The sequence below is a fragment of the Acidovorax sp. Leaf191 genome (genome assembly GCF_001424425.1).
GTDB lineage: Bacteria > Pseudomonadota > Gammaproteobacteria > Burkholderiales > Burkholderiaceae_C > Acidovorax.
The window spans coordinates 54,371-77,152 of the sequence record NZ_LMPT01000005.1; the positions used below are offsets into that span (position 1 = coordinate 54,371).

The 22,782-nt window shown below is 69.9% G+C and carries 16 protein-coding genes; 3 read left to right on the forward strand and 13 right to left on the reverse strand.

Annotation, left to right across the window (positions count from 1 at the left end; genetic code table 11):
* Positions 1-78: 78 nt before the first annotated feature.
* From ASG27_RS05925 to ASG27_RS05935, 3 genes are all read right to left on the reverse strand, one after another.
* Positions 79-699, reverse strand: coding sequence for an exosortase H-associated membrane protein (locus ASG27_RS05925; RefSeq protein ID WP_056409779.1), 621 nt, complete (start codon positions 697-699; stop codon positions 79-81).
* Positions 700-718: 19 nt separating this feature from the next.
* Positions 719-1,255 (reverse strand): exosortase H, encoded by a 537-nt coding sequence (gene xrtH / locus ASG27_RS05930; protein ID WP_056409783.1) that lies wholly within the window; start codon positions 1,253-1,255, stop codon positions 719-721.
* Positions 1,256-1,462: 207 nt separating this feature from the next.
* Positions 1,463-4,930: an IPTL-CTERM sorting domain-containing protein gene (locus ASG27_RS05935; RefSeq protein WP_082485839.1), complete on the reverse strand. Its 3,468-nt coding sequence runs from the start codon at positions 4,928-4,930 to the stop codon at positions 1,463-1,465.
* 332 nt (positions 4,931-5,262) lie between these two features.
* Between ASG27_RS05935 and ASG27_RS05940 the strand changes: the two genes are divergently transcribed.
* The gene (locus ASG27_RS05940; protein ID WP_056409786.1) at positions 5,263-5,571 is read left to right on the forward strand and encodes a hypothetical protein; all 309 of its coding nucleotides are present in this window, start codon (positions 5,263-5,265) and stop codon (positions 5,569-5,571) included.
* Between the two features lie 247 nt (positions 5,572-5,818).
* Here ASG27_RS05940 and htpG read toward each other — a convergent pair whose 3' ends face one another.
* The 7 genes from htpG to ASG27_RS05975 all read right to left on the reverse strand — a co-directional run bounded on the left by htpG (position 5,819) and on the right by ASG27_RS05975 (position 15,470).
* Positions 5,819-7,795 (reverse strand): molecular chaperone HtpG, encoded by a 1,977-nt coding sequence (gene htpG / locus ASG27_RS05945; RefSeq protein ID WP_056409788.1) that lies wholly within the window; start codon positions 7,793-7,795, stop codon positions 5,819-5,821.
* Between the two features lie 220 nt (positions 7,796-8,015).
* Positions 8,016-8,951, reverse strand: a complete 936-nt coding sequence (locus ASG27_RS05950; RefSeq protein ID WP_056409791.1) for a hypothetical protein — start codon at positions 8,949-8,951, stop codon at positions 8,016-8,018.
* Between the two features lie 96 nt (positions 8,952-9,047).
* Complete coding sequence (locus ASG27_RS05955) at positions 9,048-10,328, reverse strand: esterase/lipase family protein (RefSeq protein WP_082485840.1); 1,281 nt, start codon at positions 10,326-10,328, stop codon at positions 9,048-9,050.
* A gap of 107 nt (positions 10,329-10,435) precedes the next feature.
* Entirely contained in the window at positions 10,436-11,458 is a 1,023-nt protein-coding gene (locus ASG27_RS05960) for a pseudouridine synthase (RefSeq protein WP_442854059.1), read from the reverse strand.
* A gap of 105 nt (positions 11,459-11,563) precedes the next feature.
* Positions 11,564-13,906 carry a putative bifunctional diguanylate cyclase/phosphodiesterase gene (locus tag ASG27_RS05965; protein ID WP_056409796.1) on the reverse strand — a complete coding sequence of 781 codons (2,343 nt, stop codon included), beginning with the start codon at positions 13,904-13,906 and terminating at the stop codon, positions 11,564-11,566.
* A complete protein-coding gene (locus ASG27_RS05970; protein ID WP_056409798.1) occupies positions 13,903-14,559 on the reverse strand; it encodes a methylamine utilization protein in 657 nt (218 codons plus the stop codon). Before ASG27_RS05970 ends, ASG27_RS05965 begins: the two co-directional genes overlap by 4 nt.
* An 8-nt stretch (positions 14,560-14,567) precedes the next feature.
* On the reverse strand, positions 14,568-15,470 hold the full coding sequence (locus ASG27_RS05975; RefSeq protein WP_056409801.1) for a DUF4394 domain-containing protein: 903 nt from the start codon (positions 15,468-15,470) through the stop codon (positions 14,568-14,570).
* A gap of 450 nt (positions 15,471-15,920) precedes the next feature.
* Here ASG27_RS05975 and ASG27_RS05980 point away from each other — a divergent pair, with 450 nt between their 5' ends.
* Complete coding sequence (locus tag ASG27_RS05980; RefSeq protein ID WP_056409803.1) at positions 15,921-17,648, forward strand: methyl-accepting chemotaxis protein; 1,728 nt, start codon at positions 15,921-15,923, stop codon at positions 17,646-17,648.
* A 111-nt stretch (positions 17,649-17,759) separates the two neighbouring features.
* Here the strand turns inward: ASG27_RS05980 and ASG27_RS05985 are convergent, their stop codons facing one another.
* Entirely contained in the window at positions 17,760-18,506 is a 747-nt protein-coding gene (locus tag ASG27_RS05985) for a Crp/Fnr family transcriptional regulator (RefSeq protein WP_056409806.1), read from the reverse strand.
* Between the two features lie 154 nt (positions 18,507-18,660).
* On the opposite strand from ASG27_RS05985, the gene ASG27_RS05990 reads away from it, so the two are divergent.
* Positions 18,661-19,884 (forward strand): ABC transporter substrate-binding protein, encoded by a 1,224-nt coding sequence (locus tag ASG27_RS05990; protein WP_235503834.1) that lies wholly within the window; start codon positions 18,661-18,663, stop codon positions 19,882-19,884.
* Positions 19,885-20,085: 201 nt separating this feature from the next.
* Here ASG27_RS05990 and ASG27_RS05995 read toward each other — a convergent pair whose 3' ends face one another.
* Both ASG27_RS05995 and ASG27_RS06000 read right to left on the reverse strand, forming a co-directional pair.
* Positions 20,086-20,910 carry a general secretion pathway protein GspB gene (locus ASG27_RS05995; RefSeq protein WP_056409809.1) on the reverse strand — a complete coding sequence of 275 codons (825 nt, stop codon included), beginning with the start codon at positions 20,908-20,910 and terminating at the stop codon, positions 20,086-20,088.
* 1 nt (position 20,911) lies between these two features.
* Complete coding sequence (locus ASG27_RS06000; protein WP_056409812.1) at positions 20,912-22,675, reverse strand: ExeA family protein; 1,764 nt, start codon at positions 22,673-22,675, stop codon at positions 20,912-20,914.
* Between the last annotated feature and the right edge of the window lie 107 nt (positions 22,676-22,782).

The following is a 22,782-nucleotide window of genomic DNA, read 5'->3' on the forward strand; positions in this document are numbered from 1 at the left end:
GATGGGGAGGTCGAACGCTCCCCCCCTCCCCACCACTACTTGAACGCTCTGCCAGCGCCCCCGCGAGTCCGCAAGCCCTCAGGACTGCGGGGGGGCCGATGGCGCCAGCGAATCGCGCCAGCCGCGCACCAGGACATCCTGGACGAACCGGCGGTCCAGCCACAGCCACAGCAGGATGGGCACCAGGGTGGGCAGGACCAGCGAGCCCAGTTGGTAACCGTAGATGATGGCCTCCATCTGCCATTGAGAGACGCGCAGCAGCCGGATATTGGTCTGTGCGGCCATCACGATCTGCATGAGCAGGGACATCGTGAGGCTGAACGCCTGCCCCGGCAGCAGCAGGGCCCAGCCCGCCACCGCGCGCCAGCCAAGCCCTTTGCCCCGCGCCGCAAACAGCAGGGCCAGGAAGATCGGCAGTCCATAGGCATAACGCGCAGGGTTGGCCTCCACGGTGAGTTCTCCCCTGCGTCCGCCCTGCTCCGGCACGGGCACCGACACAGCGGTATCCACCTCGATATTGCCTGGCGTCACCGTCGCCTGGCGGATCCACATCGGCGCCCCCTGCTCCAGCGCGATGTGCGAGAGGACACCCACCGGATAGGACGTCCAGGCGGACACCTGCGACCACAGTGCGGTGAGCACCACGATCCAGCCGAAGGCCGAGAGCACGAAGACCGTGAGCGGTGAGAGGCGGCGCATGCAGTGGGTCTCCGTGGGGTCAGGCGGCGGCCGGGGTGTCGGGAGTACCGGGCTTGGGGGCCGGGTTGGCACGGGCCTGGGCCCTGGCGTCGGCCCGCACCCACAGCAGCCAGACGATGAGCACGTCCAGCATGATGAGCGCCTGCCACAGGTATTCGTGGGCGAAGTTGAACACCGGCGTGCTCCACTGGCCCAGGTAGAAAAGGCTGATCACGCGCACGATGTTCAGGCCCTGCACCGCCACGAAACCCACGACCAGGCCGACCAGCTTGTGGCGCCAGGACGCCGGGAACGCCATCACCGCCGCGAACAGCACGATGCACGCTTCGATGCCATTGCAGCCCGGCTCGATGGAGACACCAAAGCCCGTCACCGTGTTCCACAGCACCTTGCCCGCCGCGGCTGCGGTGGAGTCGAACAGCGTGACCAGCGCCACGCAGGCGCGGGCCAGCAGTGCCGTCCACGGCAGCACCACGTGCTGCTGCACCACCCCCAGCATGTTGATGCCGAAGAGCGTGAGTTGCAGGACCACAAAGGTAAGGAAGAAACGCAGCATGGGAACTCCGGGACAACAAGGCAGCGCCGGCGGCACTGGCAGCGGGTGCGAGCGAGCGGCGCAGGCAAGACAAAGCCAGCGATGCATGGCGAAGCGCGCATTATCGACAAACGCCACAGGCCAGCACGCCGGTGTCGCCGTGCTGGCCTGTGAAGAAGGCTCGGGGGGTTGGCTGCGGCCCGCTCGCGCGGGCCGCAGCGCGCCCTGTTACCTGCGGCGGATGGCGCCAGCGTGGCCGAAGGCCATCAGTGCCAGCAGCCCCGACAGGAGGATGAGGCCCCACTCGGACAGCGTGGGAATGCCGGCCGCGCCGCCGGGTGGCGTGGACACGGTGGTGGTGGCGCTGGAGGTGTTGTTGGCGGGGTTGGTGTCGCCCGGCGCGTCCAGGCTGGCGTTGTTCACCAGCGGCCGCGCGCCTGTGTAGGGCGAGCTCAGCGTCGTGCGAACGGTGAACGTGCGCGATGCACCCACCGCCAGCGGGCCGATCGCGCAGCGCACTGTTCCGGCGGCGTTCACGCAGCCCACGGCCGAGACGAAGTCCACGCCGGCAGGCAAGGCATCCACCACCTGCGCACCATCGCTCGCCAGGGGGCCGTTGTTGGTGACCACGAGGGTGTAGTCCAGGGTCGCACCGGGGGCCAGCGGGCCGCCGGGGGCCGTCTTGACCAGGGCCAGGTCGGTGGCCACGGTGAAGCGGCGTGCGGTGGTGTCATGCGTCACCACGTTGTTGGCCAGCGTGGTTTCGGTTTCGTCCACCGTCACGCTCGCACGGTTGAACGCGGTACCGCTGGTGGCACCTGCGACCGTCAGGGTCTCGGCGCGCATCGCATAGGTCACGGTGGCCGTCTGCCCGCTGCTGAGGCCCGGGAATACGCAGCGCAGCGTGCCGCTGGTGGAGCCGACCGAGGGCTCGGTACACACACCGCCGGCGTTGACCGTGAGGGCCCCCTGGTAGCTGAACGTGGCCGTGGGAGCGGAGCCGGGCGCAGGGAAGATGTCCGTCATCACCACGTTGGTACCGAACGACGGGCCGCTGTTGTTGATGGTGATGGTGTACGTCGTCGGCTGCCCCAGGTCCACCGGGTCGGCGCTGTCCACCTTGTTCACCAGGATGTCCAGTTGAGCGGCCGTGACGGCCGTGGTGGTGGTGGCGCTGTTGTTGCCCGCATTCGACTCGGCCGTGGCCGTGGTCGCCGCCAGGCTGTTGACCACCGTGCCGCCCGCCGCCGTGCCCAGGGGGCGCATGCGGTAGGTCACCGTCTGCTGCACGCCGGCGTTGATGCTGCCCCAGTTGCAGGTCAGCGTGCCGCCCACGGCCCCTGCGGTGATGGGCGTGCAGGTGCCGCCGCCGCTCACCGAGACGATGTCGATGAAGGCCGCGTTCGATGGCAGCGTATCCACCATCTGCACCGTTTGCGCGTTCGAAGGACCGGTGTTGCCGATGGTGGCGACAAAGGTGATGGGCGCGCCCGCTGGCACGGAGGCCGGGGTCGCGGTCTTGGCCGCGGTCACGTCCACGATGGCCGTGACCTGGCTGGTCACGCTGCCGCTGTTGTTGCTCTGGACCGGATCGCCCACATCGGTGGAGCGGACCGTCGCGGTGTTGGTGCGCGGGCCGGTGGCGCCGACGCTGGGGCGCACCACCACTGTCACCGTGGCCTGCGCGCCCATGGCGAGGGCGCCCAGGTTGCAGCTCAGGTTCTGCTGCGTGCCATTGGTCACGCTGTTGGGCGTGCAGGTACCTTGCGATGGCGTGGCCGACTGGAAGCCCCCGGTGTTGACCAGGCTGGCCAGGGTGTCGGACACCACCACGTTGGTGGCGCTGGCAGGGCCCAGGTTTTCCACGGTGATGACGTAGGTCAGGTTGGCACCGGCGACCACGGGGTCGGGCGCTGCCGTCTTGGACACCACGCGCAGGTCGGCCTGCGTGACGGTGGAAGACACGGCAACGCCCGTGCAGTTGTTGCCGCCGTTGCTGTCCACACGCCCACCGCCGCCCAGGGCGACGCAGGCGTTGTTGGTGGCGGTGCCGGTGCCGGTCAGTACCGCAGACACGGTGATGGCGGGTGCATTGGTGTTGGCCGCAAGGCCCGAGTTGCGCGTGCAGTTCCAGGCGCCGGGGCCGGTGAAGGGCAGCGCATCGCAGGTCCAGCCTGAAGCGGTCAGGGGTGCGCTGAGCGTGACGCCCGCAGGCACCTGGTCGGTGACGGTAATGTCCTGGCCCGCGGGCACGGCCAGCGGACCGGCGTTGCGTGCGGTCAGTACGTAGTTGAACGCCTGGTTGGGCACGACGGGGTTGATGCTGGCCGTCTTCGTGAGCTGCATGTCCGCGTCGTTGCTCGATGTCACATTGATCGAGGCGGTGTTGTTGGCGGGCACCGGGTCCGACAACGCGGTGCTGATGCCAGCGGTGTTGGTCAGCGCGCCCGTGCTGGTCGCGGTGGCCACCACCGTGATGACCGGCATGTTGGTGAAGTTGGCGCCGGTGTACTCCGTGCGCGTGCAGGTGATGGTGGGATCGCACGTCCACCCGGCTCCGCTGGCGGAGACGAAGGACAGGCCGGCACCGAGCGTGTCGGTCACCGTGATGGGCTGGCCGGTCAGCAGCACACCGCCGTTCAGGCGCGGCGTGAGCGTGTAGGAGACATCGCTGCCCAGCGCCACATTGGTACCGCCGGGAGCGGACTTGGAGATCTGCACGTCGGCCCCGGAGGCGGACGTCACGTCGGCGGACACGGTGTTGTTGGACGCATCGCCATCGGGCATGGCGGAGTTGTCAGGCTTGATGCCGGCCACCGCGAACGCGGCGGTCACCGTGCCGTTCACATTGGACACCGCCGGTACCGTGAGCACGGACGATGTGGCACCGTTGGCGAGCGTGGCCGCACGCGTGCAGGCCACGGACGCACCGCTGGCCAGGGGATAGCCTGCGGAGGGGGTGCAGGTCCAGCCGCCGCCGCTAGGCGCCGCAGTCACCGAGGCCCCTGCGGGCACGGTGAAGCTGATGCGCTGGCTGCCGGTGGCCGCATCCGGGCCGTTGTTGGCCACCTGCAGCGCGTAGCTGTAGTTCTGGCCGGCGGTCACGTTGGCCAGCGACGGCGTGGCCGTGAGTGCCAAGTCCGCGGCCTGCGTGGCCGTGGTGTCCTGGATGCTGTTGACGTTGTTGCTGGTGTTGGGGTCGGACGTGCTGCTGCCCGCCGTGGCGGTGTTCGTCCACACGCCGGCGGAGGGCAGGCGCACGCGGATGGTCACCGTCTGGTTCGCATTGAACGGAATGTTGCCCAGGGCACAGTTGACGGTGCCGCCGGCCTGGTTGCAGGTGCCGGCGGTGGTGTTGACGTCGATGAAGGCCGAGCCCGTGGGCAGCGTGTCGACCAGGGTCACGGCGGTCGCGGCATTGGGGCCGTTGTTGTCGATGCGCAGGGTATACGTGAAGATGCCGCCGGCAGGGCCCGGGTCCGGAGAGTCCGCATGGTTCACCACCAGGTCGGCCGACTGCGCCATCGCAGCCCCCGCGCACAGGCCACCGGCCAACAGCAACCAGCGCAGGCGCCGCACGGCGCGCGGTTTCACCGCGGCGCCCGGGGCGGCAGGCAAGGTATCGCCCGAGGCCGGCAGCTGCCGGCTGGGGGGATGTTCTCGCGCGAACAGGCGCGCCAATGAACTGAACAACATAAATGCTCCTGGGTGTGAATGGCTCAAGCCTTTTGGGTCACGCCGCAACCTCACCAAGCCCCTTTCGGGTTGGAACAAAGTCGGTGCAAAGGGAGTGCGTGAAATCTGCCTTGAGCACAGCGGCTGAAGGCTGGGACCGAATCTATCGGCACTACGGCCGGCAGGCCGCGTTGCAACAATCGTTCACATTCTACCGACTGGTAGCGTTGGGTTTGTGCCACGCCGCCACGGGCATTGAACAATTCGATCCGTGCAATCTGCTGCATGGCCGCATCTCGGCCACTGATATATGCTGCACCCATGACCAACCCTGTGAACGGACCACCCACCCCATGAAGGACTGGATTCGCAACGCCCTCTCGATTCGCCAGAAGCGCCGCGCCGCGCCCGTCGGCTCACTCCCCCCGGTGGGCGCCACCATCGTTCGGGGCCCGATCAAGATGACCATCACGCACGATGTGCCGCCCGACCTGTGGGACTGGCTGGTGCTTTCGGGCTGGCGCAACATGCCCGTCAAGAACGACCGGCGCAAAGGCATGCAGGCCTCCAAGAGCGCCCTCAAGGACCTGATCGACGCCGACCCGCAAGAGCGCAACCGCGCGCACAGCCGCATCCTGGAGCAGGCGCAGCCCGAGGAGTGAGCCGCGGGGTGCCACTCGTGCGCCCTTGGCACGGATCGGGCACGGACCGGGCACGAACTTGGCACGGACTTCGGCGTGCGCATCGCCACCCCCTGCAGCCTGCGCCCCGCGTGCGTTGATGGCGCAAAAAAGCCCGGGTCCTTGCGGAGCCCGGGCTTGCTATCAAATAAGTAGCTGCTTGCGCTCTGCCGGCCAGCGTCAGAGGCAGAGAGAGGCACAGGCCGAGGCCATCACCAGCCCGGCCGCATCAGACCAGCAGCGCATTCACGCGGCGCACGTAGGCTGCCGGGTCTTCGGGCAGGCCGCCTTCGGCCAGCAGGGCCTGGTCGAACAGGATGTGCGCCAGGTCGTGGAAGTGCACGCTGCCGTCGAGCTTCTTGACCAGCGCGTGCTCGGCATTGACCTCCAGCACGGGCTTGGATTGCGGGGCCTGCTGGCCGGCCTGCTTGAGCATGCGCGCCAGCTGGGTGCTCATGCCGTCGTCCTGCACCACCAGGCAGGCGGGTGAATCCACCAGGCGGGTGGTCACGCGCACGTCTTCGGCCTTGTCCTTCAGGGCTTCCTTGAGCTTGGCGAGCAGGGGCTTGAAGGCCTCGGCGGCTTCTTCGGCGGCCTTCTTCTCGGCCTCATCCTGCAGCGTGCCCAGGTCCACCGCGCCCTTGGCCACGCTCTGCAGCGGGGTGCCGTCGAACTCGTGCAGGTAGTTCAGCGCCCACTCGTCCACGCGGTCGGTCATGAGCAGCACCTCGATGCCCTTCTTCTTGAAGACTTCGAGCTGCGGGCTGTTCTTGGCGGCGGCCAGGGTGTCGGCGGTGATGTAGTAGATGGCCTCCTGGCCCTCTTTCATGCGCGCCTTGTAGTCGGCAAAGCCCACCGTCACGGCGTCGCTGGCGGTGCTGGCAAAGCGCAGCAGCTTGGCCAGGCGCTCGCGGTTGCCGAAGTCCTCGCCCAGGCCTTCCTTGAGGACCGAGCCGAACTCGGCGTAGAACGCGGTGTACTTGCCTTCCTTGGCCTTGTCGTCGGCATCGACCACATCGGTGACGCCGTCATCACCACCGGCTGCAGCTTCGTGCTTGTCGTGCTTGGCCAGGTCTTCCAGCATGCCCAGCACGCGCTTGGTCGAGCCTTCGCGGATGGCGCGCACGTCGCGGCTTTCCTGCAGCAGCTCGCGGCTCACGTTCAGCGGCAGGTCGGCCGAGTCGATCACGCCCTTGACGAAGCGCAGGTAGGTGGGCATCAGCGCCTCGGCGTCGTCCATGATGAACACGCGCTTGACGTAGAGCTTCACGCCCGCCTTCTTGTCGCGGTTCCACAGATCGAACGGCGCCTTGGCAGGGATGTACAGCAGCTGCGTGTACTCGGTGTTGCCCTCGACGCGGTTGTGCGCCCAGGTCAGCGGGGCCTCGTGGTCGTGGCTGATGGCCTTGTAGAACTCGGCGTACTGCTCTTCGGTGATGTCCTTCTTGGGGCGGGTCCACAGGGCGCTGGCCTTGTTGATGGTTTCCCACTCGCCGGTCTTGACCATGCCGCCGGGCTGGCGGCCGCCGGCTTCGTCGCCGGGGGTGATCAGCTCGCCGTCTTTCCACTCTTCCTTTTCCATCAGGATGGGCAGGCTGATGTGGTCGGAATACTTGGCGATGACGGACTTGAGCTTCCAGGCGTTGAGGTATTCCTCGGCATCGTCGCGCAGGTGCAGGATGATGCTGGTGCCGCGCTCTGCACGGGTGATGGCTTCGACCTCGAAGTCACCCGTGCCGCCGCTCACCCAGCGCACGCCCTGGTCGGCGGGCAGGCCGGCACGGCGCGATTCGACCGTGATCCTGTCGGCCACGATGAAGCCCGAGTAGAAGCCCACGCCGAACTGGCCGATGAGCTGCGCGTCCTGCTTCTGGTCGCCCGAGAGCTTGCCCATGAAGTCCTTGGTGCCGCTCTTGGCGATGGTGCCCAGGTGGTCGATGGCCTCCTGCTGGCTCATGCCGATGCCGGTGTCGGTGATGGTGAGCGTCTTGGCGGCCTGGTCGAAGGTCACGCGCACCTGCAGGTCGGGTGCGTCTTCGTACAGGGCGTTGTTGTTCAGCGCCTCGAAGCGCAGCTTGTCGCACGCGTCCGACGCGTTGGAGATCAGCTCGCGCAGGAAGATTTCCTGGTTGGAATACAGCGAATGCGTGACCAGGTGCAGCAGCTGGGCCACTTCGGCCTGGAAGGACAGGGTTTGCTTGCTCATGGGATGAATGCTCTGGATCAGGATAAAAAAACGTCAGCCGGCGCAGCCCCGCGGGAGCCGCCCGGCCTGGCAGGCGATGACGTGGGGGCACACGGCCCCATTTCAAGAGGACTCCGGGAACGGCCCGGACGCGGGTGTGGCAGCCAGCGATTGTTGGCGCCGCCGGGCACCACGGTGCGCGCTCCGGGCGGACACCCCGGGCGCGGCGTCGGCCTCAGCCTCAGCCTTCCAGCGTGATGCGCTGCACCAGCGACTGCAGGATCTTGTCGGCCCGGTCGTTGGCCACCTGGCAGGTGCCGGCCGCCGCGTGGCCGCCGCCGCCGAACTCCAGCATCAGGTTGCCCACGTGCACCTGGCTGCTGCGGTCCAGGATGGACTTGCCGGTGGCGAACACGGTGTTCTGCTTTTGCAGGCCCCACATCACGTGGATGGAGATGTTGGAGCCGGGGAACAGCGCATAGATCATGAAGCGGTTGGTGGCCCAGATGGTGTCCTCCTCGCGCAAATCCAGCACCACCAGCTTGCCGATGTCGATGCCGCAGCGCAGCAGCTGCTCCTTGGCCTTGGGGGCGTGTTCGCGGTACAGCTGCACGCGCTCCTGCACGTCGGGCAGGGCCAGTATCTCTTCGATGGTGTGGTCGCGGCAGTACTGGATCAGGTCCATCATCAGCGCGTAGTTGCTGATGCGGAAGTCGCGGAAACGCCCCAGGCCCGTGCGCGAATCCATCATGTAGTTCAGCAGCACCCAGCCCTGCGGGTCCAGGATGTCCTCGCGCGAGTACTGGGCCGAGTCGGCCTGGTCCACGGCGGCCATCATCTCTTCGGTGATGCGCGGAAACGCGGCCTTGCCGCCGTAGTAGTTGTAGACCACGCGCGCCGCGGACGGGGCGTGGGCCTCGATAATGTGGTTCTCGTCGCGGCGGCCCGAGTTGCGCACGGTTTCGGACTCGTGGTGGTCGAACACCAGGTGGGCGCCGGGCACGTAGGGCAGGTTGGTGGTGATGTCGCGGCTGGTGACGGCGATCTTGCCGTCCTGCATGTCCTTGGGGTGGACGAAGGTGATCTCGTCGATGAGGTTGAGCTCATTGAGCAGCACGGCGCACACCAGGCCGTCAAAGTCGCTGCGGGTTACCAGGCGGTATTTCACGTCGCTCACTAGCTTCTCCTTGTTTCGGTTCTCACAGCCGCATGGTAGCGGCGTCTCCACGTCCGTCCGCACCGTTGGCATCAAAAAGGCACCCTCCGGTCGTTTTCACGCGGTCTCCAGCCATTGTTCGACCTGGCGGGCCACGCGCACGTCGTCCAACATCGCCAGATGCCCCATGTTGTGGAACACCGCCTGCCGCTCCTGCGCGAAGTGCAGGCAACGCCGCGCATCATCGTGGATGCCCAGGGCGCTGCGCAATGGCACCAGGCCGTCGCCCAGCAGGCGCTCGGCCACCGGGCTGCGCCGCGGCGCCAGCGTGGCCGCCACGGTGCAGCATGCCACCCCGGGGGGCAGCGGCACGGGGGTGCGCTGGTCGGGGCTTTGGCGAAAGCGGTCGCGCCCGGCCCAGTCGGCATCGCACACGTGGCCGTAGCGCAGGTCGGTGATGCCAGCACTGCGCAGTTGCGCCAGCCGCGCAAAGGGGCGCGAATAGGCAGAACTGCCCAGCAGCACGTCCACCCAGCTGCCGGCCCGCTCCAGCGGCGCGCCGTGGTGCGGCGTGCCCAGGCACACTAGGTGGCGCAGCAGGCCCCGCCAGCGCGTGGCCGGCGCCTGGTCGCCGGCCGCTGCTTGCTCGCAGGCGCTGCGGGCCACCAGACCGCCCATGCTGTGGGCGAGGATCGCCAGGTCCGTGACCGGCACGGGCCAGGCCGCCACCAGTGCGTCGAGCATCCGGGACAGTTCGGCACCGTTGGTAGAGGTGTGCAGGCCCGTGTTGTAGCGCAGGTAGACCGGCGTGTAGCCCAGCGCCTCTCCCAGGTAGGCGCCGTGGTCGTGGCCGCCGCGCTGCCACTGCAAGTCGTTCATGCACAGGCCGTGCACCAGCACCAGCAGCTTGCCGCTGGCGCGCCCCGCAGCGCCCAGCGCGGCCGGGTCCAGCGGCAGGCCGCGCTGGTAAAAGCCCATGGGCGTGCACAGCGGGTTGTGGTCGGCCTGCAGCCGGTCGCCCATCACACCGTTCAGCGCTGCCAGCACGGCCTGGCGCTCCCACTGCACGCCGGCCTCCGCCGGGCCCTGCACCAGGGGCTCCAGCCGCTGCAGGCCCGCCTGCAGGCCGGCATCCACCAGGCGGGTCACGCCGCGGATGCTCTGGTAGACCAGCCCGGTGAACCCGCGCGCCTGGCCCGGCTGCGCGCCGCCCGGCAGGCCCAGCGTGCCCAGCACCGACTGGTGCACGCCCTCGACCACGCGGGTGATGCCCGTGGTGGCCTGGGTGGCCAGCCGGGCCACGCCGCGCAGGTCCGACGCCCGCACTTGCCGCAAGGGGCGCGCCGCCGCCGGTGGGACCACCGGCGGGCGTGAGCGGGGGCGTGGCGGGGACGGCATGGCGGTGGGTCCAATCCTGATCAAACCGGCGCCATGGCGGGCCCTGCGGCCCGCACCCGGCCAGCCGCATCCCCACCCGGCAGGCGGGCCTGTGCGCTCATGCGGCGTCAGAACTGTTCATGGGGCGAGAGGTAGCGCCACTGGCCCACGGGCAGGTTGCCCAGCGTCACCCGGCCGATGCGGATGCGCTTGAGCCCCACCACCTTCAGGCCCACCTGCTCGCACATGCGGCGGATCTGGCGCTTCTTGCCTTCGTTGAGCACGAAGCGCAGTTGCTCGGGGTTCTGCCACTCGACCTTCGCGGGCTTCAATGCCTGGCCGTCCAGCGACAGCCCGTGGCACAGCAGCGCCAGCTGTTCGCGCGGAAACGCCGACTGCACATCGGTTGCGATGTCGCCGTACTGCACGCGCACCAGGTATTCCTTGTCGACCGTGGAGTCCTCGCCGATGAGGTGGCGCGCCACGCGGCCGTCCTGGGTCAGCACCAGCAGGCCCACCGAGTCAATATCGAGCCGCCCGCAGGGCGCCAGGCCCCGCAGCTGCGGCGGCGAGAAGCGGTTGCGGCTCGGGTCATCGCGCCAGTGGGTGCGGGGGTTGATCAGCGCCACGGCGGGCGTGTGGCCGTCTTCGGCCTGGCCGCTCACGTAGCCCATGGGCTTGTGCAGCAAGATGGTGACGCGCTGCTCCTGAAAGCTCTGCGCGACCTTGTCGACCTCGATGCGGTCGGTGGGCAGCACCTGCTGGCCCATCTCCGCCACCTGGCCATTGACCTTGACCCAGCCCAGCGCCACCCATTCGTCGGCCTCGCGGCGCGAGCACATGCCCAGCTCTGCCATGCGCTTGTTCAGGCGCGAGCTGACCAGGCCGTTGGGTGCCACGGTGCGTGCGGCGGGCGCGGGGGCCTGGCGCACCGGGGCGACAAACCCGGTGCCCGACGCGGTGCGGTAGCCCGACGGTGCAGGCGCGCGGGACGGCCGGGGCGGCGGCGCGGGCCGTGCAGGGGCGGCCTTGGCGGCCTTGCCCGCGATGACGGGACGGCGAAGCATGGGCCGCGGTGCGGACGGGCCGCCGGCATCCGGGGCGGGGGCCGCGGCGGGGCCGGCGGGCGGGCGGGAGCTGGAAGAGGACATTGCGCGTATTTTCGCCTGTGGGCCGGTCGGGCCTTGCGGGCCCGGCGCCAAAAGACCGGAAACGGTGCCGCTGCGGCACCCGCCCCCGGTGAAAAACCGGAAAGCTTACCCCTGGCGCGCCTGCCAGGCCAGGAAATCCTCCACCGGCAGCGGGCGGGTGATGTGGTAGCCCTGCGCCTCGTCGCAGTCGAGCACGCGCAGCCGCTCCAGGATGCCGGCCGTCTCCACCCCTTCGGCCACCACCGTGAGGCCCAGGTTGTGGGCCAGGTCGATGGTGGAGCGCACGATGGTGGCGTCGTCCTCGCCCACCTCCATGCCCATCACGAAGGACTTGTCGATCTTGAGCTCGTCCACCGGCAGGCGCTTCAGGTACGCCAGCGACGAGTAGCCCGTGCCGAAGTCGTCGATGGACAGCTTGAAGCCCTGCTCCGACAGCTTGTTGAGCATGGCCTCGGCGCGCAGCGGGTCGTCCATGATCGCGCTCTCGGTGATCTCCAGGCAAAACGACGCGGCCTGCACGTTGTGGCGCACCAGGATGGCGCCCAGGCGCTGGCTCAGCTCCGGGTCCAGCAGGTCGCGCGTGGACAGGTTCACCGACACCCGCAGGGGCAGGCCCTGCGTGCGCGGGTCGGCCAGCAGCCGGGCCACGGCCTCGAACATCCACAGCGTGAGCTGCCGCACGAAGCCCGTCTGCTCGGCAAACGGGATGAACTCCATCGGCGGCACCAGGCCCCGCTGGGGGTGCGCCCAGCGCACCAGCGCCTCGGCCGCCAGGCCGCCCTGCCCGTGCAGCGCCACCTTGGGCTGCAGGTACAGGCGCAGCTCGTTGTGCTCGACCGCGCGGCGCAACTCGCTCAGCAGCGACAGGGTGAGCGAGCTGGCCGAGTCGAAGGAGGCGTCGTACTGCAGCGCGCCGCTGAGCTTGCGCTTGGCCGCGTACATCGCGATCTCGGACCGGCTGAGCAGCGTGTCGGCATCGTCCGCATCGCCCGGCCAGCACGCGATGCCGATGCCCGCGCTCAGGTCCACCGTCTGGTCCGCAAACGCCAGCGGCTCCTCGAACGACCGCGTGATGCGCTGCGCCATCTCGTGGGCCGCTGCGGCATCCGCGTCGGGCAGCAGCACCCCGAACCCGTTGCCCCCCAGCCGCGCCACCATGTCGTCGCCGGAGCGCACCTGCTGGCGCAGCCGCTCGGCGACGGCCTGCAGCAGGCGGTCGCCGAACGCGTAGCCCAGCACGTCGTTCACGTGCTTGAAGCGGTCCAGGTCGAGCGTGAGCACGGCCAGCGGCTGCGCGGGCGCGCCCTGGCGGGTGCTTTGCGTGATGGCCTGCACCACGGCTTCGCGAAAGCGCTCGCGGTTGGGCAGGCCGGTCAGGCGGTCCCAGTAGGCCAGGCGGCGGATCTCGGTTTGCTGCGTGCCGATGTCCACGCGCATGCGGTCGAACGAGCGCGCCAGGTTGCCGATCTCGTCGGTGCGCTGGGTGTGCGCCAGCGGCACGTCGTACTCGCCGCGCGACAGCCGCTGCGTGGCCCCGAGCAGCGAGCGCAGCGGCGTCGCCAGGCGCTGGGCCATCAGGCCCGTGCCCACAGCAAACAGCAGCACGCCCGCCACGGTGATGATGGCCAGCAGCACCTGCAGCTGGCGGTACGGCGCCAGCACATCGTCCACGGAGCGCAGCAGCAGCGCCTGCACCTCGCCGCCCACGCTGTCCATGCGGATGGCGCGCGCCAGCAGCGTGCCGTCCGCGGTGGTCAGCTCGCCGGCCCCGGCACCCTGGCGCTTGAGCTGGGCCAGCGCCTCGGGCGGCAGGGTGGAGACCGGCATGGTCACCACACCGTTCTTGTCCTGGAGCGCCAGCACCACGTGCACCGACAGCAGGCGGCGCATTTCATCGGCCAGCGGCTGGTCGATGGGAAAGCCCATCAGCACCCAGCCGATGACCACGGGCGCGCGCAGCGGCACCATCACGAACTGGTAGGGCACGCCGCCCATCACTGCGATCTGGCTGCCCTGCGGCTTGGCGGCCAGCGGCGGCACGATCTGGCGCAGCGTGGCCGGAAACTCCTCCATGCTGTCCGACAGACTGGCCGCGCGCAGTTCCAGGTCGGTGCCCAGCAGCGCCGTCACGGCCGCACCGATGCGGCTGCCGTGGTTCTCCAGCACCGACTGGATGGTCTGCGCGTCGCCCGAATTGACCGCCGACCGAAAGCCGTAGTCGGCCGCGAGCAGGGCCGAGCCCTGGCGCAGCTTGTCGGCGTTCTGGTCGAGCAGGCGCAGCCAGACGTTCTCGTCCAGGTCCAGAGCCTGCGCGATCTGGGTGCGGGCATTGCGCTCGATGCTGGCGCGCACCACCGCGAAGCCCGCCGCCTGCACGATGAGCAGCAGCAGGAGCGACAGCCCCACCAGCCGCACGATGAGGCTGCGCCGGGGCCAGCGCAGCGTCAAGGCAACAACCCCGTCATGCGCACCGATGCGGTGCCGGTGCCCGTGGCGGGCACGGTGATCGCCTGCTCCAGCGCGGGCGCGCCCACGGGCAGGCGGCTGTGCCAGGTGCGCAGCGTGTAGCTGCCGGGCGGCACGTTGTCGATCTGCGCCCGGCCGGTGGCCGCCTGGCTGCGGGTGTAGAACGGCGTCTCCACCACCAGGATCCAGCCCACCATCTGGTCATGGATGTTGCAGCCGAGCACCGCCACGCCCGGGCGGTCGAACAGCACGGGGTTGGCAGGCGTGCCGGCATAAAGCTTGAGCTCGAACTTCTTGGTGGGCGAGAACGAATACACGTGGTGCCGCACCGAGTCGTTGTTCGGAAAGCGCACCTCCGAGCCCACCGGCACCACCAGCACCCCGGGCACGAACTGGCGCTTTTCCTGCGCCATCTCGGCGTTGGCCAGGGGCTTGGCCAGCTTCTTCGCATCGGCCGAATCCAGAAGCACCACGGCATCGGCCACGGGCTTGCCCGCGGCGTCCAGCACATCGACCTGCACGGTGGCGGCGTGGGCGCCGGCCACCGCACCGGCCAGGCCCAGGCAGGCCAGCGCCGCGCGCACGGCGTGGCCGGTGCGGCCGCGGGCCTGGGTGGCAATGGAAGGCGCGCGCATGGGCGGACTCAGGGCTCGATGGCCATGCCGACCAGCGGCGCGCCGTCGCCCACCTGGCCCAGGGGCTGGGCCGCTCCGGTCTGGAGGTTCACCAGCACCAGGCGCGTCGGGTTGTCGGCCGCGGTGCGCACCACCGCCAGCGCCGCGTTGCCCACGTCGGCAATGTCGAAGGACACGTCGGTCAGCCGCCCCAGGCCCAGCGGCCCCACGGTACGCAACTGGCCGGAGTTGGGTGAGACCACGGGCGTGGTGCCTTCGAGCGAGCCCTGCATCACCAGCACGCCCAGCGCGCGGTCGATGGCGTAGTTGGTGGTGAGCTTGCTGTCCTGGGTGTTGTAGGTATAGGCAGCGCCCGCGATGCTTGGCGTGCGGCCGGCGTTCACGTCGCTGGCGGCGTAGCGCAGCCAGGGGTCGGCCTGCACGCCGTCCACCGCCGGATCGCCGTCCACCACGGCCCCGGTGTCGGGGTGCAGCCGCAGGTTGAGGCCCGTGTCGGAGACCACGCGGATGCGGTCGGCCGCGGGGTTGAAGTCGAAGCCGAACACCTGGCCCCTGAGCGGCACCACCGCGGGCGCGGCGCCCACGGGCCGCAGCGCGCCGGAGGGAATGTCGAGCGTGTACAGGCGGCCCGACTGCGCCAGCGCATACAGCACGCCGCGCGCCACGCGAAAGTCGATGCCCACGAGCCGGTCGCCCGCGGCCAGGCCCGTGACGGGGCGGCGCTCGAGGATGCGACCGGGTTCGCCGGCACTGAAGGTGATGAGTTCGTGCGAAGCCGTGACGGCCACGACGAGCTCGCGCCGGGCCGGGTCTGCAGCGGGCGGCGCGGCACAGCCGGCGATGAACGCAGCCACCGCCAGCAGCACACCCGCGGCCGGACGGCGCGCGAAAGAGAGGGATTTCAGTGACATCGACGGCCTCGAATCTGTAACATGGTTATAACCCAACGGCCCTACCGAAATGCGGCACAGGGTATTGCAGGCCACCGGAGTTGCTATTATTTCAATAGCTACAAACGATTTAAAAACAAGCGTGAAAGCCTATTTTGAATCATAATTTCAGACTTGCACAGGTCCATCTATCGTCGCACCATCCGGCCTTGCGTGGCGCGGCCATTTGTAACAGACAGGCTATGCGCTTTGGGCATGCCGCTATCCGCAAGCGTCATGCCGCAAACAGCACTTTCTGCCTACACTGCCCGGCGGGTATGGGCATCGATATTGCTTCCGCCGTTGTTACCGCGCGGTAGCACCGCCCGCCTTGCACCCTGACCGACCGATGGACCTTGGTGGGTTCGCCCGTTGTTTGTTCGTTTGCTTGTTTGTTGTTCGCTTCTTTACCGAGACCCAAGGAAAAAAACCATGCCGGCCGCCTCCTCCTTCAAATCCTTGTCGATCTCCACCCGCCTGGCCCTGGGCTTTGGCTGCCTGCTGGTGCTGCTGCTGGCCGTGGCCGCGGTGGGCCAGTGGTCCATCGGCAAGGTGCACGACCAGATGCTCCAGATCACCGGTGCGGGCGCGAGCAAGGCCAAGCTGGTCAACGGCATGCTCGAGAGCGTGAGCGCCATCGGCATCCAGGGCCGCTCGGCCGCGATGCTCAACGACATCGACCCCAAGCAGGCGCGCGAGCAGATCGTGAGCGTGGGCAAGACGCTGACCGAATACGCACGCCAGGAGGCCGCCCTGGCCGAGCTGCTCAAGCCCGACAGCGCCACGCCCGCCGAGGTCAAGCTGCTGGGTGAAGTGCAGGAGCTCGGCCGCAAGGCGCGCCCCGAACTGGACACGGCGATCAAGGCCGCCGACGACGGCGACACCGTGAGCGCATCGCTCGCGCTGATGACCCGCGTGGCCCCGGCAGAAACCGCCTGGCGCGCCAAGCTGCGCGAGCTCATCGACCTGCAGAACACGCTCAATGCCGAGGCCACCGCGTCGGCCGAAACCACGCAGAGCCGCTCGCGCGCCGTGGGCGGCCTGCTGGTGCTGCTGGCCATCGGCCTGGGGGCGCTGATCGCCTGGCGCATCACCTCCAGCATCACCGCGCCCATCGGGCGTGCGGTGGTGCTGGCCGAGCGCATCGCGCGCGGTGACCTCACCTCGACGGTGGAAGTGCGCATCCACGACGAAACCGGCCGCCTGCTGGAAGCCATCGCCGCCATGCAGGAGCGCCTGCGCACGCTGGTGGGCGAGATCGGCCAGACAGCGGACTCCATCCTCGTGGCCAGCTCCGAAGTCGCCTCGGGCAACCTCGATCTGAGCCAGCGCACCGAGCAGACGTCGCACAACCTGCAAAGCGCCGCCACGTCGCTCGTCGACCTGACCGGCACCGTGGCCCAAAGTGCCGACTCTGCCCGCCAGGCCAACCAGCTCGCCTCCACCGCATCGGACGCCGCCACGCGCGGCGGCGAGGTGGTGTCGCAGGTGGTGCGCACCATGGACACCATCAGCGCCAGCTCGCGCAAGATCGCCGACATCATCAGCGTGATCGACGGCATCGCGTTCCAGACCAACATCCTGGCGCTGAACGCCGCGGTGGAAGCCGCCCGCGCCGGCGAGCAGGGCCGCGGCTTTGCGGTGGTGGCGGGCGAGGTGCGCAACCTGGCCGGCCGCTCGGCCAACGCCGCGCGCGAGATCAAGGCGCTGATCGGCGCCAGCGTCGACCAGGTGCAGGAGGGCAGCACGCTGGTGAACCATGCGGGCAAGACCATCGAGGAGCTGGTGCTGTCGGTGCGTCGCGTGTCCGACATCATGGGCGAGATCACCGCCGCCACGCAGGAGCAAAGCCAGCGCATCGGCCACGTGAGCCAGTCGGTGGGCGAGCTCGAAGAGATGACGCAGCAGAACGCCGCGCTGGTCGAGGAAGGCGCGGCCGCAGCCGACAGCCTGAAAGACCAGGCCGGGCGCCTCACGCAGATGGTGGGCGCGTTCCGCCTCTCGCGCAACGGCGGCGACGCCGACAGCTGGGAACCCCCGGCCATCGGCGCCCTGCCAGCATCCGCGCCCGTGCCGGCACCGGCTGCGCGCAGGCCCGGCACGGCCGCCCATCCGCTGCAGGCACCGCGCCGCAACCTGCCGTCGCTGCCGCGCCACTGACGGCCCCCAGCGGGCTGGCGGGGCGCGCGGCGGCCTGTCTGCCTGCCCGTCCTCCTACCGGCCTACCGCCCCGGCCTGCGACCGCGCAACGTCATCTCGCGGTGCGCCGGGTCACTCCGGGCCCTGCTGCGCCTGCAGCTGGAAAATGCTGGATCGCAACGCCGCCAGCTCCAGCACGCGCAGCCCGCCGTACTCCACGCGGATCGCGCCCTGCGCCTCCAGCGCCTTGAGCGCCTCGTTCACCCGCTGGCGCGACAGCCCCACCAGGTAGGCCAGCTCCTGCTGCGTGATGCGCAGCACCTCGCCCACCCCCGGGTACAGCACCGGATTGAACAGTGACGCCAGGCTGCGCGCCACGCGCACGTCGGGGTTGCCGAAGCGGTCGATCTCGCGCGCGGCGATGAACTGCCCCAGCCGCTCGTTGAGCTGGTTCATCACGAAACGGTTGAAGCCGATGGAGTGGTCCAGCAGCCAGTGGAAGGTGTCGATCGGCAGGCCCGCCACCACGCTCCTCCTCAGCGCCTGGATGTTGTAGCGGTAGGGCTCGCGCTTGAGCGCCGTGCCCTCGCCGAACCAGCCGCCCGGCGGCACGCCGGTGAAGGTCATCGTCTGGCCCTGCGCGTTGTCGCTGCTCATCTTGAGCAGGCCCTCCACCACGCCGAACCAGTACGTCACCGGCCGGCCCACGCGGCACACATAGTCGCCCGCCTTGGCATCGCCCACCAGCAGTGCCGCCACGGCGCGCTCGCGCTCGGGCGGCTGCAGCTGGTCCAGCCAGGGAATGCCGCCGAGCTCGTCGGCCGTGGGCGGCCTGCGCCGTTGGTGCAGCGACAGGTCCTGGTGCGTGCGGGGGTCCATGGAGGGATGGGGTCGGTTCGGTGGGGCCGTCGGTCCGGCAGGTACGGGAAATCCTGAGACCAATTGTCGTCAGAAAGACAGAAAAATGCCAATCTCCGCCGGATGATGGCGCCTCCCCGGGCCGCAGGCCCGGGTCCACCGAGGAGACAACAACATGAAAAACCAACGATCCACCGGGTGCGGCACAGCCACGGGCACCGGGCCCGGCCCCGCCGCGCCCGCCCACCGCAGCGGCCTGGGCCGGCGGCAGCTGCTGGCGGGCGTGGCCGCACTGCCGGTGCTGGGGCTGGCGGCTTGGACCGGCCGGGCCCGCGCGCAGGACGGCGCCACGGTCCGCATCGCCCAGTCCACCGCGCTCACCGGCCCGCTGGGCGACCTGGGCTCGGCCATGCACCAGGGCGCGAAGGCGGCGTTCGCCGGCATCAACGCGCGCGGCGGCGTGAACGGCCGCACCATCGACCTCGTGACCCAGGACGACGCCTACGAGGTGCCCAAGGCGCTGGCCAACGTCGACCAATTCCTGGCCGACCGCGACGTCTTTGCGCTGTTCAACTGCATGGGCACGCCCATGATCGATGCCATGCTGCCCAAGGTGGTGGACAGCGGGATTCCGTTCTTCGCACCGTTCACGGGCGCGCAGCTCAGCCGCACCAAGAGCGCGCGCAATGTGTTCAACATCCGCGCCAGCTACGCCGACGAGGCCGAGAAACTGGTGCAGCACCTGTCCACCATCGGCATCCAGCGCATCGGCATCGTCTACCAGAACAACTCGTTCGGCAAAGAGGTGTTCAGCGCTGCCAAGCAGTCGATGGACCGGCTCAAGCTGCCCGAGGCCGTGGCGGTGACCGTGGAGAACAACGCCTCGGACGCGGGCAGCGCCGCCGCCAAGCTGGCCGCGGGCCACCTGGAGGCCATCGTGATCGGCCTGGCCGGCAAGCCCACGCTGGAGTTCGTCAAAGCCTTCCGGGCCTTGAAGCGCGGGGTGACGCTGTACGCGCTGTCGGTCATGGGCACGCCCGCCACCGTCAAGGCCCTGGGCGCCGATGCCACCGGCATGGCGATCTCGCAGGTCGTGCCCCTGCCGTCCAACGTGGTGATGCCGGTGGTGCGCGATTTTCAGGCCGCGTGGAAGGCCTCGGGCGCCACGGCCGAGCCGTCGCACCTGGCGCTGGAGGGCTACATCAACGCCCGCGTGTTCGCCGAGGCCCTGCAGCGCGCCGGCCGCAACCCCACGCGCGCGGCGTTCATCGACGCGAGCTGGAACCTGAAGAAGTGGGACCTGGGCGGCTTCGAGGTCAGCGCCAGCACGCCGGACCGCAATGCCTCGCGGTTTGTGGAGCTGACGCTGGTGGGGCGGGATGGCAGATTTATTAAATGACCCCCTGAGCCGCTGCGCGTCTTCCCCCAAGGGGGACGCACCCGGTGGCCCGGCAAAGCCGGTTCCACGGGTGCACTCGCGGTGGCGGCGTGGGGGTTTGGAGGGTGGCGGGCTATAGTGGGCGTTTTCTGCAGCGCTATTTATTTGATAGCTGCTAGCGCTTGCCAGACAAGCGGTAGCAGGCCTTTTTTATTCAAAACCCTATTGCGACGCAACGCCGTAGCGGTAGCCGCGGAAGGTCCAGACGGTGCGGCCGGGCTCGACGCGTTCGAGCACCAGGCCGGGGGCGGCCAGGTCGCCCTCGTGCAGGACCTGGCCGTTGACGATGGCCATGCGGTAGGCCGGGTTGTTCGAGTGCGTGGCGCCGCTGATCTTGAGCGTGGGCAGCTGTGTGCGCACCGACTCGGGCAGGTCGGCCTGTGCGAACACAGGGCCGCCGGAGGGCGCGGCGACGGGCTGGTCGGCCGCGGGGCGCTGTGCGGCGGCGGGCTCGCGCGGGGCGGGTTCGGCGCGCGCGCGGGTGGGCTCCGGCAGGGGTGCGGGCAGGCGGGCGGCGGGCGGCTGCGACGGCGGCGCTGCGGCCACGGGCCGCTCGCGCGGGGGCGCTGCGGGGCGCTTGTCCACGGCACGCGGCTCGGGCGATGCAGGTGCGGCCGCCACCACGGGCGGTGGCGCGGGGGCCGCTGCGGGGGGAGCGATGGGCGCAGGCGCTGCGGCCACCATGGGTGCCTGTGCAGCAGGCGCGGTGGTGGACGTGGCCGCGGGCACGGGCGGCGTGGTGGCGGCCGCCACGGTGGCGGCGGCCGGAGCCGATGGCCGCGGCTGCATCACCCACCAGGTTCCGGCCACGGCCAGCACCGCCACTGCGGCGGCACAGGCCACGCCGATCCACAGGCCGGAGGCGCCGCTGCGCCCCGCCGCGGGCGACAGCCCGGCCGTGGGCGCTGCATGCGTGTGCAGGCCGGGCACAGCGCCCCGGCCCCGTTCGGCGTCTGCGCGCCGCAGCGCATCAAGGATGTACGACATATCAGTTTCCGTTGCGCAGGCGCGGCTCGTTCACGCCGGTGGCGCGGTTGAGCAGCATGAGGGTCAGGGGGCCAGCGCGTCCATCGGGCGTCACGCCCTGGGCCAGCTGGAAGCGGTGGATGCGCGACTGGCGCAGCGCGGGCGTCATGGCCTTGGCGGGCGCGGCACCCGTGCCGCCTGCGGCCTTGCTGGCCAGCCGCTGGTCGAGCCAGGCGGCGCCCGCCGGCGACTCCGCGATGTCGCCCCGCTCGGGCATGCCCTCGGGGGTGCGCCACAGCGTGGCGATGTCGCCGCGCCAGGCCTGGGCGAGTTCGGCCACCGGCACCTGCAGGGTGCGGCCCGCGCCCTCCAGCGTGGCGGTGTCGTTGTCGAGGCCGCGCAGCACCACCGAGACCGGTGCCTCCGCGTCTTCGGACGCATACAGCGCCAGCAGCACGGGCCGGTCGATCTGGCGCACCAGGTTCAGGCCCGCGCGGCGGTTGCGGTAGCAGCGCAGGCCGTCGCGCGGCAGGGTGGCGCAGGCGTCTGCGCCAGCGGGCAGGGTCACGCCCCACGCCAACGCCAGCGCCTGCCAGGCACCCGCATCGCTGGCGGGCTGGGCCTGCACGAACTGCTCCAGGGCCGACGCAGGCACGGCCGCCGCGCCGGCGCCGGCTGCGGAACGTGCAGGCGATGCTGCCGCTGTGTTGGTGGCCGTGGTGGCTGCCGATGCAGACGCTGCTGCAGGCCGCGTGGTGGGCGATGCCGATGCGGCCGATGCCGCGCCGCGCGCCGTGGGTGCGGCGGCGGCACCGGCCCCCGCCGTGCCCGCAGGCGGCACCGGCCACACGCCCAGCGCCCAGCCTGCGGCCGCCACGGCCGCCGCGCCCGCCACCGCGCCGATGCCTGCGGACGCCCAGCGCGGCAGGGCGCGCGCTCCTTGCCAGGCCCGGCCTGACGCGGGCGCATCGAACACCTCGCGCGCGGCCCGGTTCACGATGGTCTTGGTGACCTGGCGCGCACCCGCCGCGTAGGCGCCCAGCAGCGCCCGGTCGCACAGCAGGTTGATGCGCCGCGGGATGCCGTGCGAGAGCTTGTGCACGCGCTGGATGGCGCGCCGGTCGAACGGCAGCGGGCCGTTGAGCCCCGCCACCGCCAGGCGGTGGGCGATGTACTGGTGCGTCTCCTGCGGCGTGAGCGCCCCCAGGTGAAAGCGTGCGATCACGCGCTGCGCGAGCTGCTCCATCGCCGGTTGCGCCACCATGGCGCGCAGCTCGGGCTGGCCGATCAGGATGATCTGCAGCAGCTTGCGCTCGCTGGTCTCGAGGTTGGTGAGCAGGCGCAGTTGCTCCAGCACATCGGCCGACAGGTTCTGCGCCTCGTCGATGATGAGCACCGTGTTGCGCCCGGCGCCGTGGGCGGCCAGCAGCGATGCGTTCAGCGGGTCGATGTAGTCCTTGACCGTCTCCACGCCGCCCGGCACGGTGGGCTTGTGCGGCACGCCGAACTCGTCGCAGATGGAATGCAGCAGCTCCTGCACCGTGAGCTTGGGGTTGAAGATGTAGGCCACGTTGCAGTGCTGCGGGATCTGCTCCAGAAAGCAGCGGCACACGGTGGTCTTGCCCGCGCCGACCTCGCCCGTCAGCAGCACGAAGCCCCCGCCTGCATCGAGCCCGTACAGCAGGTGGGCCAGCGCCTCGCGGTGGCGCTCGCTCATGAACAAATAGCGCGGGTCGGGGGCGATGGAAAACGGCGGATGCTGAAGACCGAAAAACGGGGCGTACATACCCCTGAGGATACCCCTGGCCCGTGACGCGCCCTCTGGCGGCCCGGGCGGTGACCCTTCGGCCCGCAGCGGAACGCGGCGGCCCGCACCCGGGGCGCGCCGTGTCC

Bases quoted from the DNA above. Each gene is read 5' to 3' on its own strand.
- ASG27_RS05925 (WP_056409779.1), bottom strand. From the start codon at position 699: ATGCGCCGCCTCTCACCGCTCACGGTCTTCGTGCTCTCGGCCTTCGGC.
- xrtH (WP_056409783.1), bottom strand. From the start codon at position 1,255: ATGCTGCGTTTCTTCCTTACCTTTGTGGTCCTGCAACTCACGCTCTTC.
- ASG27_RS05935 (WP_082485839.1), bottom strand. From the start codon at position 4,930: ATGTTGTTCAGTTCATTGGCGCGCCTGTTCGCGCGAGAACATCCCCCC.
- ASG27_RS05940 (WP_056409786.1), top strand. From the start codon at position 5,263: ATGAAGGACTGGATTCGCAACGCCCTCTCGATTCGCCAGAAGCGCCGC.
- htpG (WP_056409788.1), bottom strand. From the start codon at position 7,795: ATGAGCAAGCAAACCCTGTCCTTCCAGGCCGAAGTGGCCCAGCTGCTG.
- ASG27_RS05955 (WP_082485840.1), bottom strand. From the start codon at position 10,328: ATGCCGTCCCCGCCACGCCCCCGCTCACGCCCGCCGGTGGTCCCACCG.
- ASG27_RS05960 (WP_442854059.1), bottom strand. From the start codon at position 11,458: ATGTCCTCTTCCAGCTCCCGCCCGCCCGCCGGCCCCGCCGCGGCCCCC.
- ASG27_RS05970 (WP_056409798.1), bottom strand. From the start codon at position 14,559: ATGCGCGCGCCTTCCATTGCCACCCAGGCCCGCGGCCGCACCGGCCAC.
- ASG27_RS05975 (WP_056409801.1), bottom strand. From the start codon at position 15,470: ATGTCACTGAAATCCCTCTCTTTCGCGCGCCGTCCGGCCGCGGGTGTG.
- ASG27_RS05980 (WP_056409803.1), top strand. From the start codon at position 15,921: ATGCCGGCCGCCTCCTCCTTCAAATCCTTGTCGATCTCCACCCGCCTG.
- ASG27_RS05985 (WP_056409806.1), bottom strand. From the start codon at position 18,506: ATGGACCCCCGCACGCACCAGGACCTGTCGCTGCACCAACGGCGCAGG.
- ASG27_RS05990 (WP_235503834.1), top strand. From the start codon at position 18,661: ATGAAAAACCAACGATCCACCGGGTGCGGCACAGCCACGGGCACCGGG.
- ASG27_RS05995 (WP_056409809.1), bottom strand. From the start codon at position 20,910: ATGTCGTACATCCTTGATGCGCTGCGGCGCGCAGACGCCGAACGGGGC.
- ASG27_RS06000 (WP_056409812.1), bottom strand. From the start codon at position 22,675: ATGTACGCCCCGTTTTTCGGTCTTCAGCATCCGCCGTTTTCCATCGCC.